General features: G+C 33.1%; 18 protein-coding genes. 8 read left to right on the top strand and 10 right to left on the bottom strand.

Annotation, left to right across the window (positions count from 1 at the left end):
• The first annotated feature begins 657 nt into the window (after positions 1-657).
• On the top strand, positions 658-1,275 hold the full coding sequence (locus ACFTQ7_RS12685; RefSeq protein WP_386829088.1) for a hypothetical protein: 618 nt from the start codon (positions 658-660) through the stop codon (positions 1,273-1,275).
• A 578-nt stretch (positions 1,276-1,853) separates the two neighbouring features.
• On the opposite strand, the gene ACFTQ7_RS12680 is transcribed toward ACFTQ7_RS12685, so the two are convergent.
• Both ACFTQ7_RS12680 and ACFTQ7_RS12675 read right to left on the bottom strand, forming a co-directional pair.
• Positions 1,854-2,501 carry a pentapeptide repeat-containing protein gene (locus ACFTQ7_RS12680; RefSeq protein ID WP_386829087.1) on the bottom strand — a complete coding sequence of 216 codons (648 nt, stop codon included), beginning with the start codon at positions 2,499-2,501 and terminating at the stop codon, positions 1,854-1,856.
• Positions 2,502-2,679: 178 nt separating this feature from the next.
• Entirely contained in the window at positions 2,680-2,865 is a 186-nt protein-coding gene (locus ACFTQ7_RS12675) for a hypothetical protein (protein WP_386829085.1), read from the bottom strand.
• A gap of 150 nt (positions 2,866-3,015) precedes the next feature.
• On the opposite strand from ACFTQ7_RS12675, the gene ACFTQ7_RS12670 reads away from it, so the two are divergent.
• Both ACFTQ7_RS12670 and ACFTQ7_RS12665 read left to right on the top strand, forming a co-directional pair.
• The gene (locus tag ACFTQ7_RS12670) at positions 3,016-3,420 is read left to right on the top strand and encodes a VOC family protein (RefSeq protein WP_386829084.1); all 405 of its coding nucleotides are present in this window, start codon (positions 3,016-3,018) and stop codon (positions 3,418-3,420) included.
• Positions 3,421-3,642: 222 nt separating this feature from the next.
• Entirely contained in the window at positions 3,643-4,800 is a 1,158-nt protein-coding gene (locus ACFTQ7_RS12665; RefSeq protein WP_386829082.1) for a Ger(x)C family spore germination protein, read from the top strand.
• A gap of 674 nt (positions 4,801-5,474) precedes the next feature.
• Here ACFTQ7_RS12665 and ACFTQ7_RS12660 read toward each other — a convergent pair.
• The 6 genes from ACFTQ7_RS12660 to ACFTQ7_RS12635 all read right to left on the bottom strand — a co-directional run bounded on the left by ACFTQ7_RS12660 (position 5,475) and on the right by ACFTQ7_RS12635 (position 9,549).
• Positions 5,475-5,957 carry a GNAT family N-acetyltransferase gene (locus tag ACFTQ7_RS12660; RefSeq protein WP_386829080.1) on the bottom strand — a complete coding sequence of 161 codons (483 nt, stop codon included), beginning with the start codon at positions 5,955-5,957 and terminating at the stop codon, positions 5,475-5,477.
• 21 nt (positions 5,958-5,978) lie between these two features.
• Positions 5,979-6,698, bottom strand: a complete 720-nt coding sequence (locus tag ACFTQ7_RS12655) for an MBL fold metallo-hydrolase (RefSeq protein WP_386829078.1) — start codon at positions 6,696-6,698, stop codon at positions 5,979-5,981.
• A 106-nt stretch (positions 6,699-6,804) separates the two neighbouring features.
• Positions 6,805-7,365, bottom strand: a complete 561-nt coding sequence (locus tag ACFTQ7_RS12650; RefSeq protein WP_386829077.1) for a GNAT family N-acetyltransferase — start codon at positions 7,363-7,365, stop codon at positions 6,805-6,807.
• A gap of 213 nt (positions 7,366-7,578) precedes the next feature.
• A complete protein-coding gene (locus ACFTQ7_RS12645; RefSeq protein WP_386829075.1) occupies positions 7,579-8,475 on the bottom strand; it encodes a DnaD domain protein in 897 nt (298 codons plus the stop codon).
• 182 nt (positions 8,476-8,657) lie between these two features.
• Positions 8,658-9,077, bottom strand: coding sequence for a hypothetical protein (locus tag ACFTQ7_RS12640; protein ID WP_386829073.1), 420 nt, complete (start codon positions 9,075-9,077; stop codon positions 8,658-8,660).
• Between the two features lie 163 nt (positions 9,078-9,240).
• Positions 9,241-9,549 (bottom strand): hypothetical protein, encoded by a 309-nt coding sequence (locus ACFTQ7_RS12635; RefSeq protein WP_197142438.1) that lies wholly within the window; start codon positions 9,547-9,549, stop codon positions 9,241-9,243.
• Positions 9,550-9,860: 311 nt separating this feature from the next.
• On the opposite strand from ACFTQ7_RS12635, the gene ACFTQ7_RS12630 reads away from it, so the two are divergent.
• The 5 genes from ACFTQ7_RS12630 to yjcZ all read left to right on the top strand — a co-directional run bounded on the left by ACFTQ7_RS12630 (position 9,861) and on the right by yjcZ (position 12,637).
• Complete coding sequence (locus tag ACFTQ7_RS12630; RefSeq protein ID WP_386829071.1) at positions 9,861-10,322, top strand: NUDIX hydrolase; 462 nt, start codon at positions 9,861-9,863, stop codon at positions 10,320-10,322.
• A 181-nt stretch (positions 10,323-10,503) separates the two neighbouring features.
• Complete coding sequence (locus ACFTQ7_RS12625) at positions 10,504-10,692, top strand: hypothetical protein (RefSeq protein ID WP_386829069.1); 189 nt, start codon at positions 10,504-10,506, stop codon at positions 10,690-10,692.
• 476 nt (positions 10,693-11,168) lie between these two features.
• Positions 11,169-11,474 (top strand): DUF3784 domain-containing protein, encoded by a 306-nt coding sequence (locus ACFTQ7_RS12620; protein ID WP_386829067.1) that lies wholly within the window; start codon positions 11,169-11,171, stop codon positions 11,472-11,474.
• A gap of 73 nt (positions 11,475-11,547) precedes the next feature.
• Entirely contained in the window at positions 11,548-11,754 is a 207-nt protein-coding gene (locus ACFTQ7_RS12615; protein WP_386829065.1) for a hypothetical protein, read from the top strand.
• Positions 11,755-12,436: 682 nt separating this feature from the next.
• Positions 12,437-12,637 (top strand): sporulation protein YjcZ, encoded by a 201-nt coding sequence (yjcZ, locus tag ACFTQ7_RS12610; protein ID WP_386829063.1) that lies wholly within the window; start codon positions 12,437-12,439, stop codon positions 12,635-12,637.
• Positions 12,638-12,882: 245 nt separating this feature from the next.
• Here yjcZ and ACFTQ7_RS12605 read toward each other — a convergent pair whose 3' ends face one another.
• Positions 12,883-13,173 (bottom strand): DUF5316 domain-containing protein, encoded by a 291-nt coding sequence (locus tag ACFTQ7_RS12605; RefSeq protein ID WP_386829061.1) that lies wholly within the window; start codon positions 13,171-13,173, stop codon positions 12,883-12,885.
• A gap of 223 nt (positions 13,174-13,396) precedes the next feature.
• Positions 13,397-14,377 carry an ABC transporter substrate-binding protein gene (locus tag ACFTQ7_RS12600; RefSeq protein WP_349658334.1) on the bottom strand — a complete coding sequence of 327 codons (981 nt, stop codon included), beginning with the start codon at positions 14,375-14,377 and terminating at the stop codon, positions 13,397-13,399.
• Between the last annotated feature and the right edge of the window lie 94 nt (positions 14,378-14,471).

The raw sequence follows: 14,471 nt of genomic DNA, 5'->3' as shown, positions 1-14,471 counted from the left end.
GATCTTTGACTGCTATGCATTGTTGACGCAGCGGCTGGCATTTTTACTGGTGAAAATATTCATTTCCAGTCAAGCTTTGCTAAATCAGTTAGCAGAAGCAAAAAAAAACAAAAAATTTGTTGATTTTTCCTGTTTTTTGTTTTATATTTACAATATCCATGTGCTGTTTAACAGGTAACTGTTAGGCAGCTTTTTTATTGACTGTATGAAATATTATTAGTACACCAATTTTATAATGGTTAACCTACACTCTCGGCCCCCTCTGGATCCATCACTTATATCACTCATAAACGATCACTCGTTCCGTCACCTTTTACTGTTGCAGGCCATTAATGACCTTTCCACTCCCATGTCATCAATTTTCTAACTAACATGCTTCTAAACTACGAATCCTGTCATATACTCTTTCAATCGCTACTATAATCTTCTATGATCAATTATTTTCATGAAATCCACCATATAAAATCTCCATTCCATAGCATCTTGACTGCTGCTACGTGTCCGGTGTTTAGCGATATAGCATGTAGCTACGCCCCTTTTTCTGTCCAGAGATATAAAACAGATGCGTATTTTAGGCTTTCATCATTTTGATAAATGGCTTTGAATTGTTGCGAAAACAGTGGTTTGACGTTTAATTTGTAAAAGGAGCTGTTATGAATGTCTTCAAAAAAAGTATCTATCGGTCTTACACAATTTACAGACTTTACTTTCAAAGGCGTTACTGGTAAAACCTCAATGGTTAGACAAATAAAATATCAAGATGAATACAATCCTGCTTTTGATTACTGGAAACCTTTACGGGATGGTATCCGAAAATTTCACGAGAAAAAATTTAGTAACGATTACTTGCTTGATCTTGCTGAAAAGGCTTCTCAAACAAGACAAAAAAATTACCTAGAAGCAGTGAAAGCTCATTTAAAATTTATTAAAAATAAAGAAATTGAATGGTTTGAACCAGGCAAATCCAATTGGTATAGCGAATATTTAACTGTTCGCTCATCACCAGAACTTGGATTAATGATTGATGGTGTTCCACACTTAATCAAGTTATATTTCAAAGGGAAGGACGAACGAATTGATAAAAATAAATGCCGTTCATCTTTGACATTATTAAACCAATCAGAATTCACCATTGAGCATTCACCTACTATAAAACCGGCAATTTTAAACGTCCAAAAAGGACGATTAATTTCAGAAGAACCTTCTACTGAAGATCATCTAATTGCGCTCGAATCGGAAGCAGCACAATTTATGGTCATCTGGAATAAAATTTAACAGTACAAGCGAGTACTAGAATATAACAAAAGAAGGTCACTCTTATATGAGTGGCCATTATTGTTCCATCTTTTCGAATTTCATGTCTATGAAAAACGCTGTGTATTTTTTTATGTTAATATATACATATGATGTATACAGAGGTGATTTAAATGCCGTTTGAAAGAAAATACATATATATCATTTGTTTTTTAATAATGTTTTCATTTAGAACGATTTGGGATTATTTCAGAAATGGAAATTGGTCTTTACTTGAAAATTTTTTCTTTGCGTTATTGTTTGTACTCTTTTATGCTTTTGCAAATTGGGCATGGGATAGTAAAAAGTATGAAAAGAAATAGCAAACTGTCATGTTAATAAATTCTATAGCGATGCTTTTATTCAAGCATCTCCCTCGTAAATAAATCTATTTTGTTTGGTGTAATTTCGTTGATACATATGCAATTAATACTGAAGAACTTAGTTTCGTTCATTTCGGCAGTCAGAAAAAACCCTTCACAGATGTGTAAAAGGCTTACTCTTAAAAGCTATTTGAAATATACCTAATGTTATGATCTTGCAAATGGCCAGGCTTGATATCATCGTTTAACCTTTAAACCTAGCAATTCAGCAAAGCCAATCGCTTGTTCAGTAGAGATCACACAGCCACTTAAATTTTTTATCGTTACATTTAATCGTTCAAATTTACAAGTACTAATATCCACATTATTTAGTGGTGTATCGCTAAAATCAACTTCATCTATGTTACAGTGTTCAAATTTCACTTTTTTAAATTGGCAGTCGTAAAAGCTTGTACTACGTAATGATGACTGATCAAAACAAATTTGTTTAAATCTTGCTAGGCCAAAGTTACATAAATTCATGATACACCCTTCAAAAGAAACGTTTCCTAAATGGGCCTCTGAGAAATCAACACCTAACAGTTTGCAGTTTTTAAACGTAACTCGATGGATAATCCCTTCGTTAAATGTTGAGTTAGATAAGTCACAGTTTTCAAAGATTACATCCGTCATATCAATTTTATTGAAATTCGAGTGAATCAAAGATACTTTTTGAAACAGTACTTTGGATACAATTAAACGGTCAATACTATCATTCTCTCTACTTGTATTCGTAATCAATTGATGCGATAGATAAGGTTCTTCATCATAAAAAACGTCTTCAAAGGTTCCTTGAGGCAAATCATTCGGAATAAGCGGGCGTTCAATTTTAAATTTAGTCGTCATTCTTTTTATCCTTTCTTACTTTAATTGTGATTCTTATTTTATCCCCTCTCCAATTCTTTACTATTGATTTTAAAGGAGTTTTGTTAATTAACAAATAAGTTTTCCCCAGCTATGTATATGAATGTATGCAAAATTACCACAACCAAAAGATTGTGGTAGAAAATTATATGCATCTTCTTTATTTTTTATACCGTTTTTGGGAAGTGTTTACGTTTTGTTGTTTTTCTTGATTTGCATTGTCCATTTGCTCTTTAGTTAATTCATTTTCTTCACGCACATCTAAATCGTCAGGGCTTAAATCTGCTCCAAATTCTACTTGTTCTTCTTCACTTGTTTTGCGCTCTTTGTTTGTCAAAATTATCACCTCCGCTATATAAATTATCCATTTTGTCGCAAATTATACTTGTACGAATGAAAGCTAAATGTTACGCTATTTCTTCAGTAATCAGCAATTTTGGTATAATTTAGCAATAGCTCATTGATAAAGCAGCTTCAATAAAAGGAGAAATACTTTATGGTTGAAAAATATGTGCATCACATTTGCATCCAAACAAATACATATGCAGAATCTTTAAATTTTTACACAGATGTAGTAGGTTTTGAACTAGTACAGGAGTCGCCGAATTTCCACGATAGACATTTCAATACATGGTTAAAGCTTGGAACCTTTTATATAGAACTCCAAACCGGGAAATTTGATGAAGAACTTGAAGCATGTAATTCAAATACTCAAGGTATTGTACATTTTTGTTTATGGGTTGATAATCTACTTCAAGAAGTAGAACGATTAAAGGAAATGAACGTTCATTTTATTCGTAAAAATGGTGAAATTATTTATAAAGTTGAAAATGGTCAGCTTTGTAAATTAAAAGCACCTGAAGGAACTATTATAGAAATTCGCGATCATAAAGGAATATAACCATCACTCTTTACTTTTTTTCGTTATTGCACGATAAAATTTTTTCCACACATGCCCAGGTATCATTATACAAATGAGTCCTGGACTTTTATATTAATGACTAATTGCAGCTATCCTACGTTTTTCACTGCTTATAATCCTCTTATTTTTTGTCCAAACTATAAACATAACTTCTTAAGTCCTCAAAATTACACAGGAATTTCTAAAAGTAGGGATCAAAAAATGAAAAAAAAAATTACGTTACTTGTCAGTTTAACTGCAGTACTATTGCTTTCAGGTTGCTGGGATGTCTCTGAACCACAAAGAATGTACTATGTTGACGGTATTGGCGTCGATTTTAAAGATGGTCAATATGAAATATATATGCAAATCATCAATTTTGCTAATGTAGCTAAATCTGAAGGACCTAGTCCTCAAGGACCACAATCAGAGATAGGGTACGCTAAAGGAAAAACGATGGAAGAAGCCTTTTTTAAATTATATCGCTCCATTGACCAAGAAGTATTTTGGGGACATTTGACTTACCTTCTTTTTTCAGAGAATGCATTAAAAAGTGAGAAAGGCATTGCTATTATTGACAGTTTTTTACGCCATCGAGAAACAAGATATCAAATATTAACTTATATTACAAAAGAACCTATTAAAGATATTTTTTTAATCACACCGTTATTAAATAAATCACTAACAGCTTCAAAACTAAGCAATCCATTGCATACAAAAGAAATTGAAACATATGTAGAGCCCGTTGATTTACGAAATCTAGTCATCGCGTTAAATGAACCGGGTCATGAGGTGAATATACCACTTGTCTCAATTAGCAAAAGTTGGGAGACGACCGAAGAGCCAACTAAGGAAACTGAATTAACAGGTGTTGGAGTAATTTCAAAAGATGGATTTAAAGGCTATCTAGATAACGGGGATGCAAGAGGTATTCAATGGATGTTTCATAAAAAAACTCGTGGAGAAGTAACCTTTAAATTAGACAATAAAGAAAAAGAATACTTAACAGTCGATTTAGAAAAATTAAGTACAGATATAAAACCAATTGTAAAAAACAATGAAGTAACATTTGAAGTTGATATAAAATTCAATGCGATCATTAATGGTTTCAAAGGAAAGATAAACACCGACCAAATAAGAAAAGGTATTATTAAGGCTGTTAAAACAGATATTACAAAAACATATGAAGAGAGCTTAAACATAGATGTTGATGTTTTCCGCTTATCCGAGCAGCTATACCGAAAAGACGTGAAAATGTGGAAAAAAATACACAAGGATGGCAAGATACCTTTAACAAAAGATACAATAAGTAAATTAAATATAACCGTAAATAAAGTGAATCCTGGCCGAAAAAGTTTTGATGAAACAATAAAAGAATAGCTTTTTAAATCACAATTGTGTCAACTATCCAACGTTATATTCAATTCACTGAAATATATTCTCATTAAAACTTTGATTAATCATACGTTATGTTATAATGCTGTTAATGGCTAAGCCATTATTAGGGCAAGACCAATTCTGTGCTGTAGCGTTGTCATACGCTACAGCTTTTTATGTTGTAAAGCAAACTAATTGATGACAAAAAATATGCATGCCTTAAATTATTATGCAGAATGCTGATGTGGAAGGACCATTTTTACAACACCTTAATCCGACGATGAACCACTATCACTGCAACTAGACGTATCATTGAAACTAGAAGCACTGTCAGAGCAATTGTGTGTATTTGAATTTTCTGCGGAGACAAATGTACTTGTTGAACTATAATCAACATGGGTACCCGAATGATTGGAATGACTTTTTACTGATTGATCATGATTTGACGATTCCTTTTTCAAGATGTTGATGACCACCCCTAAAAAGATTAATCCCATTATTAGAATTAAAAATCCCATTCTTCTCTCCCCCTTTCTGAAATCAATTCAATTTTTCATCAGAAGTGATGACAAACCATTTTTAGCCACTTTCATACAGTAAAAAACGCTGACTTCTTCTATGGGTTGCTTTCTGCGAACAAGAACATGATAAAGTAGTTTAATTTGAAGGATAACTTTTTAATAATTGTTCTCATCATTCAATAGTGTATATATAAAAATATCGATACGGTCGCCTTGTTCACCTAATACTGTTTCAATACGCTCCCAACCTCTTTTTTCATAATAAACTGCAGCATTTTCTGTTTTTAAAAATACTTTTGTATAACCTATTTTTTTCATATGTTCTAGCAAAGCATTGATTAAATAAAAACCTATTTTTTGACTTCGATATGAAGGTTCAACAAATAAAGATGCTAACCAAGGTTTAAATTGGGGTCTTTCTTTCCAATCATTTTCAAATACAGATACTGTTCCTACACATTGGCCATCTACATTTGCTATAAAAGTAATTGGAAATTTATTTACATATGTTCTTTTGAAAAATTCGACAACTTCTTCATATGTCTTTTTACTGCTAGTTGGTACTACAAATTCCTTGTAGACCATTTTTGCAACATCTTCTATATGCTGTGGCTGATTTACTAATAAATCAATTTCCATAAATCGCTCCCCCCTTTTTTCTTAAAACTCGTTCTTTACAACATTAAACCCTAACCTTTCAGCTTCTTGACGGTCAAAACTCTCATCTAAATGCATACACCAAAATATTGGACGTAAATCAGGACGAACCAACTCGCTAAGTTTTCGTAATGATAAATGTACATTGCCTTCATAATCAGCTTTACAAGTATCAACATAAACATAATCGTAGACCTTATCCGATTTATGTGGAGTTCCTAAAGATGCTTTTAGGCTATTTGTATCTCCCGTATAATAGATAAGTTTGTCATCTATACATAATTCAATGGAATAAGAAGGGATCTCTTTAACATGACTAGATCTTTCGAATAGTACGTTACAGAAATTTAATGAGTACTGTGTATCTGATTGAAATATTTTTGTTAAACAATGAACTTCTGGGTTAATACCATTCATGGTCAACAATTCTTCAATTTTCACATCATGAACGGCATAAACAGAAACATTCGGTTTTGCCATTTCGCCATGGCAATAATAGCTATAAAATATAAAATCAGCAAGGCTTCCAACATGGTCTGCATGAGTATGCGTGATCAATACATGGATGTGTTCTATACCTTCCAGTAAATTATTTTCCTTAATGCGGTGAAAAATATTGCTACCACAATCAATCAGCAACATCTGATTCCCTGCTTTAAAATAAGCTGAATTATTACCTAATTTCGTATTAAACGCACTTCCAGAGCCAATAAATTTCAACATAATGCGAGCACCCCATTTCCATCAAGATTAAAGCTAAATTTTCACCTCAAGTAAGTAGTCCATACTTGAGGCTTTACTGTAAAATTTAGATCAACAGAACTATAAATTACAAATAATCCCTTTTCAAAATGGAAAAATTAATTAAATCTACATACTTTCCTTTTTCAAATTCATGCTCTCTTAATATACCTTCTTGATAAAAATTTAATTTTTCCAATAATTTAATGGATAATTTATTTTCTGGATCGACTTTTGCTTCTATTTTATTCATGTTCATCTTAGTAAAAGCAAAATGAATGATACTACTTAATGTCTCCTTCATTATGCCCTTCCCCCAGTAAGAAGGAATTAAATCATAACCAATCTCTATACGATTATGAGCCTTTTCATAATTTAAAAAACCACATGTTCCGATTACTTTTTTAGTTGTAGGTTCTTCTATAAGCCATCGTAAGCCACTCTGGTCTTCGTAAATCTTTTCATACCAATTCATTTCATTTTTTGAATCTTCCACTGAATTAAAAGGTTCCAATGGTATGTATTTCACAACACTTTCAGTTGAATAAAGCTCCAAAAGATCAAAACAATCACTTTCCTGTGCTTTTCGTAATATGAAACGTTCTGTTGCTAATACGGGGAAATCCGTAAAGTTGAAATGTGCGTTCATAAGTATGCCCCTTTGCGTCTAGTAAACTCCTATTTTATAGTACCATATTAAGCAATATAAGGTATTCACTGATATATTAGAGGACCTGCTCAATAGGAATTTGAGTAAGGTCCCTCGTTACTAAAAAGTATAGATTATCATTTCACTACATTAATTTTAGGGCCAAGATAGTTAGCTAAAAAAATTGTCTACTTATAAACCTAGTTTAATATATTATTTACCTTGCTCTCCTGTTATGTTCTTAAATGTTTCCAAAATTTTCTGACGTTCAGCTTCAAAGTCAATAGCTTGAGTTACTTCTATCTCACTGTCATTTTGACGACGTTGATGGAACCATTCGGGGACTATCTCTTTATATTTTTGATGAGTAGATCGATTAGTATGATTTTGTCGTTGTTGTTTTTGAGCTGCAAATTGTAGATTGTCCGCTTCTACTTCCTCAATGGATGTCACCTTCTTATTACTCCAATCTTGAAGAATCTTTTCTACGTAATTCCAACGAAGCACATTGTTTTCCACCGCTAACTTCATAGCATGTATAACAAGGTCCTCTGACAGATCATCAATCCAATGATCGATTTTGTTAGTGACATAAGCGACTAGAGAACCAAAGCCATTTTGCTCATAAAACTCGAATGCCGTTTGTGTTTTTTGAAGGTTTTCACCAGTGATATGCCCCCTTCTATCATCATCATTATTTTTATTTAGTACATTATTATTTAATGATTTATTATTACTTAGTAGTGGAGGTTTATCCGTTATCGGTTTTTCCGGAGACGGATTAACCGTTATCGGCTTTTTACTATACGGTTCAGTTCTTGGTGTTTCGAACACGAACAACTCCAATTTCCCGAATTTCCCGTGGTTTGTTCTAGCTTGCATCTTATGAATATAGCCCGCTTTCATTAACTCCTTTATAGTGTTAGCCGTGGATTCACGACTGCATTTGCTATGAGTGGCTAAATTAGAAATACTAAATGACCAATCATCTGGCAAAGACAACATATAAGCAAGCAACCCCTTTGCTTTCCAGCTTAAACGAATGTCATTCAAAAATCCTTTGTCTAACACAACAAAATTCTCCTTTTTGCGAACCCTAAATATTGCCATGATGCCCCTCCTTGTAAATTCTTTGGGTAAATAAAAAAATGAGATTCCTCTCTCATTTATATACAGTTGTTTCACAAAATAAGGGACAAATATTTTCATTAAAATCACTTTAGAAAGCAAAAAAATAGGACACGCTACAATGGCATGTCCTGTATCTTTATTTTTTATAGTCTGTAAACGTTTTATTTATATAATTCTTTATAGACGATTACTTTTAGTGCCAAAATTTCTTCGTCTGTTAATTTACCTTCCATCTCTTGAATGATTTGTTCTTTCGTCATTGAACCATTTTGTACTTTTGTTCTTATATTATTAAGCTCCGAAATGCCCACTTTTTGAATGATTACTTTTGTCGCCTCTTCTTTAGTTGTAAACGGTAACTTGCTACTATCTGCAGTTTTGGCCTCTTCCATAAATGATTTTAATTGAGGGTCGCTTTCAATCGTAGTTTTAATTTCATCCATTTGACCACTTTCCTCTAATTCTGAAGAAATTGTATCAACGACTTTTTCGGATGCAAACTTCACACCATAATGATAAACCCCATAACCAATGGCACCGAGGACAATGACAATAACTAGAAGGAATTTAATGAATCTCATATTCTCACGCTCCTTAATTCTACACTTTATCATACTATATAGTGTGGAGAGATGAGAAATGATATCCTTTCGACCTTTTTAACAAACCTAAGAGGCTACAACATCAAAATCAACAAACAAAGAAAATCTCCCGGGTTAATTTTTATGACCGGGAGATTTTGATTTATTTAACATACTTCAAATACTTTTTCACAAAATCTACGATATAAACAACTTCTTCTTCTGAAATAGAAAATCGACTGCTCACTATTCGTAGCTTCGCTGGTGATTTTAATTGTTCACGCACTTGATCAATCCTCATATATCTACATTTACGAGGATTTACACTATCTCGAATCTGCTTGTATCGAAGGTAGGCATAGCGAGCAAAAGCATTTACCATCTCTCGCTCCTGCTCATCTCGTTGTATTTTGTTCGCAACTTCATCGATCACTTCAGAATCAAAAATCCATTTACCATTTGTTATTTGCATAGTATCACCTCTTTCATTGCGTATAGTTGATGTCAAATATCGCTGCACCTTAGTGATCTGGCATTAAGATGACTTTCATTGTTTCTTTTTATAGCTATTAGATGCATAAGAAAAAGCCACACCTAGTTAAATGTGACTCTTTTTGTATTTTGTTTAGTTAATGAACCCCCAGCCTCACTCGCCAGCTTTTGCGCTTTATTTCCAGATTGGCCCCTTAAAACTTGTATTTTTTTATTAAAGGATTATACATATATATTTTCATTAACTAAAATGGACATATAATGAGTTCCTAAATAAAAAGGAGGCAACATATGAACAACCAAACCTACGTGGACTGGGGCGGACATTATCTTAAACTGACGTGGTACCCAAATAAAAATATTCACGATTACAGGAAAGTAACAAGTGTACACGGAGTTTGTTTTTATAATGGGTATGTTTTGTTAGTTCTTGTAGACGGGCGAGGATTTAACTTTCCTGGCGGTCATATAGAAAATGGAGAATCACCTGAAGAAGCATTTCATAGAGAGGCATTTGAAGAAGGCTATGTAAAGGGTTCTATCAACTATATAGGAGCAATTGAAGTCAGCCACGAAGAGAATCCTTTATTCAAAGCTGATGGAAAGTACCCGTTAATCGGTTATCAAATGTTTTATTGTATGGAAGTTCAAGACTGTCTCCCGTTTCTTCGAGAACATGAAACGATTCGCGCATTTGGGTTGAGCCGGACGAAGTACCTTATGTTATCAATGACCATGAATTTTCAAATGTAGTATTACAAGCGGCTTTACGTAGCAAACCTTCTTATATGTAAAAATAGTTTTGTGTGAAATGGCTCACTCCTGGTCGAAATATTTAGGCCGGGAGCCTTTTTTATGTCTTCAAATGTTTTGTTAGAAGAAGGGCCCCCCTCTTTAAATACCTCATCTATCAACTGTTGGATTTTGCGGAGTCATGCTATTAGGTATGGGCTTTACTAAATTGCTAGATGAAAAGAATAAAACAAAGGAACAACTTATTGAGGAAAAAGATGAAAGAAATATTGACTTAAGTCAAAATGCCAAATCAAAAGCATTTGATTTGATGATTAATTTATTCGGCTTCAGTCTTCTAGCACTAGCGATGTTTGGTTATATGAACTAGGTTTCTTTTTTCAGTCTTATAGCTCTTTATTTTACCTGCTATGCTTATTACTTGTATCGCCTTAAAATTAATAAGGAAATCATGTAGAAAAAAGTGATGAAAACACAATTTTTAAACATCATCTATAGACTTAATTTTTTAATCTAATTCAGAGGCATTTCACTATACAAACATAGCTACCAAATCATATTAATAGTAGTGTAAAGCTAACTTAGCTTTGCCCTCCTAGTTTGTGGTTTAGGGTCACTTTGGTTCGAGTGACCCTTTTTTACTTCTCTTTCATTGTTATTTTAATTCCCCTAATATTTTTATACTTATACTGATAAATATATAAGCATTTTCAAATTTAGTGAGAGTCATCACAGTTTATTATGATGAAATACCTTCGAAACAGATTACCTCCAGTAATAATTTGGAAAACCTATTTTTGTTTTATTCGTATATTTACTAGTCCTAAAATAAGTGAGGTAGCGAAAATGATTGCTGGCTATATCATATGTATAGTTCTTTCTTTAATCTTTGTTTTCATGGGTTATCTTACCCATATAAAAAAGAAACTGTGGCTTATTGCGGGTTACCAAGAAGAAAGCTTTTTTGGGGATAAAAATAAACTAGCTAAGCTATTTGGGCTATTCTCATACATAGTAGGTATTGCTACTTTTCTTTTACCTTTTGGTTTAGATTTTTTTGGTATCATTAGCGGTATTATTTATGCCGTTTGTATATGTCTAGGCACAATAGCAACTTTGGTTCTGAAACAATTAATGAATAAACCACTTTAAAAAGAGTCTTTCTTAGGCTCTTTTTATGTTAACCTTAGAATATAGATCTTTAACATAAAAAGGAGGATATGTAATGTCTCGTAAATTACGCCTTTGTTCCCCCATTGTTACTGCTATTTTATTTGTCATCTTTGTATTTATGAATTATTTGGGCTATTGGACAGCAGATAGGTTCATTCAAATTCTATTTTTCCTTATTATGATAGTGTCCGTTTTCAACGCGGGTATTAGAACAGAAGCAATTTTAAAAAGCAGAGGTAAAATCGAATCCTCTAGATAGCGAAGAACTTTCTAGATTTTATATTTATCCCCTTGAATTAGTCTACATTCAAGGGGATACTTTTTTTATGTACTGGAGCAACAAATTTTCCCAACGTTTCGTTAGTCATTCCATCGCTTTTCTTTTATCTTGCCGAACGATGAAGAACATGTATAAGCTCGATAATAAAATGATAATGACTATTACTGCCAAGATATATGTATCTTTCATCTTAAACAAAAATAAATTCAATGAATTTAATAATCCAGCTATCATTAAGAATAACCAATAGTTATTTTTTCTTTTTGATTGATCCCCATTTCTAAGATAACTAGCAGAAAGCCATATAAAAAAAGGTAAGTAACATACAATTGAAAAAGTAAGTATGGCCCATCCAATAAATGGCATAGTACATTCACCTCCAAAAATCTTCCTTATTATATACGATTGAAATTTGTAATGGTTTCAATTTTATTATTCTATAAAAATGATTTTTTCTCAAAATGTCATAAGTAACGTGCTCTACTTTCTAAAAAAACTCAAAAATCCGAGGAACCTTTAGCGTTGGTGTTCCTTTTTCTGGAGTAATTCCTCATGATCAATTTTCCTATTTTTCAAACGAAATTGAGTAAAATCTAGATGAATACCTCCCCTCCTTTCTACACATGAACATATTATAGATTGTAGAAGGGAGGGATATTTTATGGGATACTACCAAGGTGGAAATTATGGTAACTGTGGCTGTTATGGAGGATATGGCGGCGGTGGTTACGGTGGTTACGGTGGTTACGGCGGTTACGGCTGCGGTGGCGGCGGTGGTTACGGCGGCGGCTCAGCATTCGCCCTAATTGTTGTCCTCTTTATTCTTTTAATTATTGTCGGAGCAACATTCATGAATTATTAATGAAGTCTTTTACTACTATTCAGATTTTTAATAATAAAAGTTAATGCTAATTATCATTGTTACATTCAATCATTCCATACTCTCTATTGCTAAATAACATCAATAGTAATAGTAGGATAACTTACCAGCCTAACATACTACAGTTAAATCAAAAAAGGTCACTTTTGTCCGAGTGACCTTTTATTATTGATTTCAACTTCATTAGAAGCTTTTTTCATTATACGTAAGGTACTCAAAAATCTTAATCATTTATTTAAATAATAAAATAAAACCGCAACAATAATATTTGGTAAAGCAATGTATAAGGAATTTATCGTGATTTTATGCCGTTCGTCCCGATGTTCTGTAGTTTCGGTAGCAAAGTTTGCCCTCATCCGATCCCCACTAGCCATGGACCCTGAAAAAACCATTGAAATTACAATAAAAATACAGCCAACTGCTCCTGGGACTACATAAATTTTTTCCATTCCCCACAAAATCTTCGATAGGAAAACACTACATAGTGATAAGAAAACACCAATTCCCAAATATTTCACCCTAAATCCCCCCTACCTTTATTTTACGCATAGTTCCTCTCTTTTGTTTCTCTATAAGGTGAATTTTTTATCGAACTAGGGTCTATGTATAATTCGGAGAACATAAAGCGACTTGCAAATTTGGGTAGAGCCTGATACCTCATAGGAATTGAGTATATAAAAAACACTATACAATCATCATCGTCGATGAAAGTATAGCGTTTTATAATATAGGTTATCTTTGTTATTTAACAAAAATTTCTTCAATTTGGTCTAGCATAATTTCTGCTGCAAGGATGCCGCCAGCTGTGTTCCAAATTACATCATCAACTTTATGGACATTCCCTTTTTGTACTGCACTTAAGTTTTTCCAAAGTGGATCTTCTGTCCATTCTTTTTCAGTAGCTAATGCTGTATCATCACCTGTTGGCATGTAAGTAAAGTAGAAAAGTACATCTCCGTCCATTTTAGGAATTACTTCTTTTCCTACCTCAACAGCTAATTTTCCTAATTTCGCATTATCTTTAAATAGTTCCGCTTGTTCTGGTACACGTTTAAATCCTAATGAATCAAAAATAACGCCTGAGAATGAATCTGTATAGTAGATTCGAGATTTATCAGCCATAAAGCGTACGAATGACACCTCTTGATTCGTTTTATCGCCAAGCTTTTCTTTGACAGCTTGAACTTTATCATTATATGCTTTTAAAACTTCTTCGCCTTTAGCTTCTTGATTTACCGCTTTTGAATAAAGTTTAAAGTTGTCTTGCCAATCACCGCGTAATGTCTCTGCGAAGACTGTCGGAGCAATTTTGCTTAATTTTGCATAGTCTTTTTCTTGTCTTATTTTATTTCCAATGATTAAATCTGGTTTTAAAGAAGCAATTTTTTCAATGTTAACTTCACTCTCAACCCCAACAACTTCTACGCCTTCCAACTGATCCTTTAAATGGTCATACCAAGGATTACCTGAAAATGCTTGTACTGCACCTACTGGTTTAATACCTAGAGCAAGAAGTGCTTCTGTTCCTTCGTTTGTTAAAACGACAACTCGTTTTGGTGTGTCTTTAACTTCAGTTGTCCCCATTGCATGTTCGACACTATAAGCATTACTCTTAGTTGAACTTTCTTCTTTCGTGTTTTCCTTGTTATTGCCGCATGCAGCTAAAACAAATACAGCGACAACAGCAAGCAAAACTAGTAGTTTTTGAAATGCCTTTTGCATCTTTTCTTCCCCCAATGTATATGATAGAATGTTTAAGCAGATTTAACGATAATGAGAATCACTTTCATCTACTTGAGAACGAAATTAAGCATAT

Origin of the sequence: Lysinibacillus sp. NPDC056959, from assembly GCF_042674095.1 — a bacterium.
Taxonomy (GTDB): Bacteria; Bacillota; Bacilli; order Bacillales_A; family Planococcaceae; genus Lysinibacillus; species Lysinibacillus zambalensis.
This window is presented reverse-complemented; position numbering and strand designations above follow the sequence as displayed.

What these genes read in the sequence shown, in the direction of transcription:
- ACFTQ7_RS12685 (WP_386829088.1), top strand. Translation starts at nt 658, where the DNA reads ATGTCTTCAAAAAAAGTATCTATCGGTCTTACACAATTTACAGACTTT.
- ACFTQ7_RS12680 (WP_386829087.1), bottom strand. Translation starts at nt 2,501, where the DNA reads ATGACGACTAAATTTAAAATTGAACGCCCGCTTATTCCGAATGATTTG.
- ACFTQ7_RS12670 (WP_386829084.1), top strand. Translation starts at nt 3,016, where the DNA reads ATGGTTGAAAAATATGTGCATCACATTTGCATCCAAACAAATACATAT.
- ACFTQ7_RS12665 (WP_386829082.1), top strand. Translation starts at nt 3,643, where the DNA reads ATGAAAAAAAAAATTACGTTACTTGTCAGTTTAACTGCAGTACTATTG.
- ACFTQ7_RS12660 (WP_386829080.1), bottom strand. Translation starts at nt 5,957, where the DNA reads ATGGAAATTGATTTATTAGTAAATCAGCCACAGCATATAGAAGATGTT.
- ACFTQ7_RS12655 (WP_386829078.1), bottom strand. Translation starts at nt 6,698, where the DNA reads ATGTTGAAATTTATTGGCTCTGGAAGTGCGTTTAATACGAAATTAGGT.
- ACFTQ7_RS12650 (WP_386829077.1), bottom strand. Translation starts at nt 7,365, where the DNA reads ATGAACGCACATTTCAACTTTACGGATTTCCCCGTATTAGCAACAGAA.
- ACFTQ7_RS12645 (WP_386829075.1), bottom strand. Translation starts at nt 8,475, where the DNA reads ATGGCAATATTTAGGGTTCGCAAAAAGGAGAATTTTGTTGTGTTAGAC.
- ACFTQ7_RS12640 (WP_386829073.1), bottom strand. Translation starts at nt 9,077, where the DNA reads ATGAGATTCATTAAATTCCTTCTAGTTATTGTCATTGTCCTCGGTGCC.
- ACFTQ7_RS12635 (WP_197142438.1), bottom strand. Translation starts at nt 9,549, where the DNA reads ATGCAAATAACAAATGGTAAATGGATTTTTGATTCTGAAGTGATCGAT.
- ACFTQ7_RS12630 (WP_386829071.1), top strand. Translation starts at nt 9,861, where the DNA reads ATGAACAACCAAACCTACGTGGACTGGGGCGGACATTATCTTAAACTG.
- ACFTQ7_RS12625 (WP_386829069.1), top strand. Translation starts at nt 10,504, where the DNA reads ATGCTATTAGGTATGGGCTTTACTAAATTGCTAGATGAAAAGAATAAA.
- ACFTQ7_RS12620 (WP_386829067.1), top strand. Translation starts at nt 11,169, where the DNA reads ATGATTGCTGGCTATATCATATGTATAGTTCTTTCTTTAATCTTTGTT.
- ACFTQ7_RS12615 (WP_386829065.1), top strand. Translation starts at nt 11,548, where the DNA reads ATGTCTCGTAAATTACGCCTTTGTTCCCCCATTGTTACTGCTATTTTA.
- yjcZ (WP_386829063.1), top strand. Translation starts at nt 12,437, where the DNA reads ATGGGATACTACCAAGGTGGAAATTATGGTAACTGTGGCTGTTATGGA.
- ACFTQ7_RS12600 (WP_349658334.1), bottom strand. Translation starts at nt 14,377, where the DNA reads ATGCAAAAGGCATTTCAAAAACTACTAGTTTTGCTTGCTGTTGTCGCT.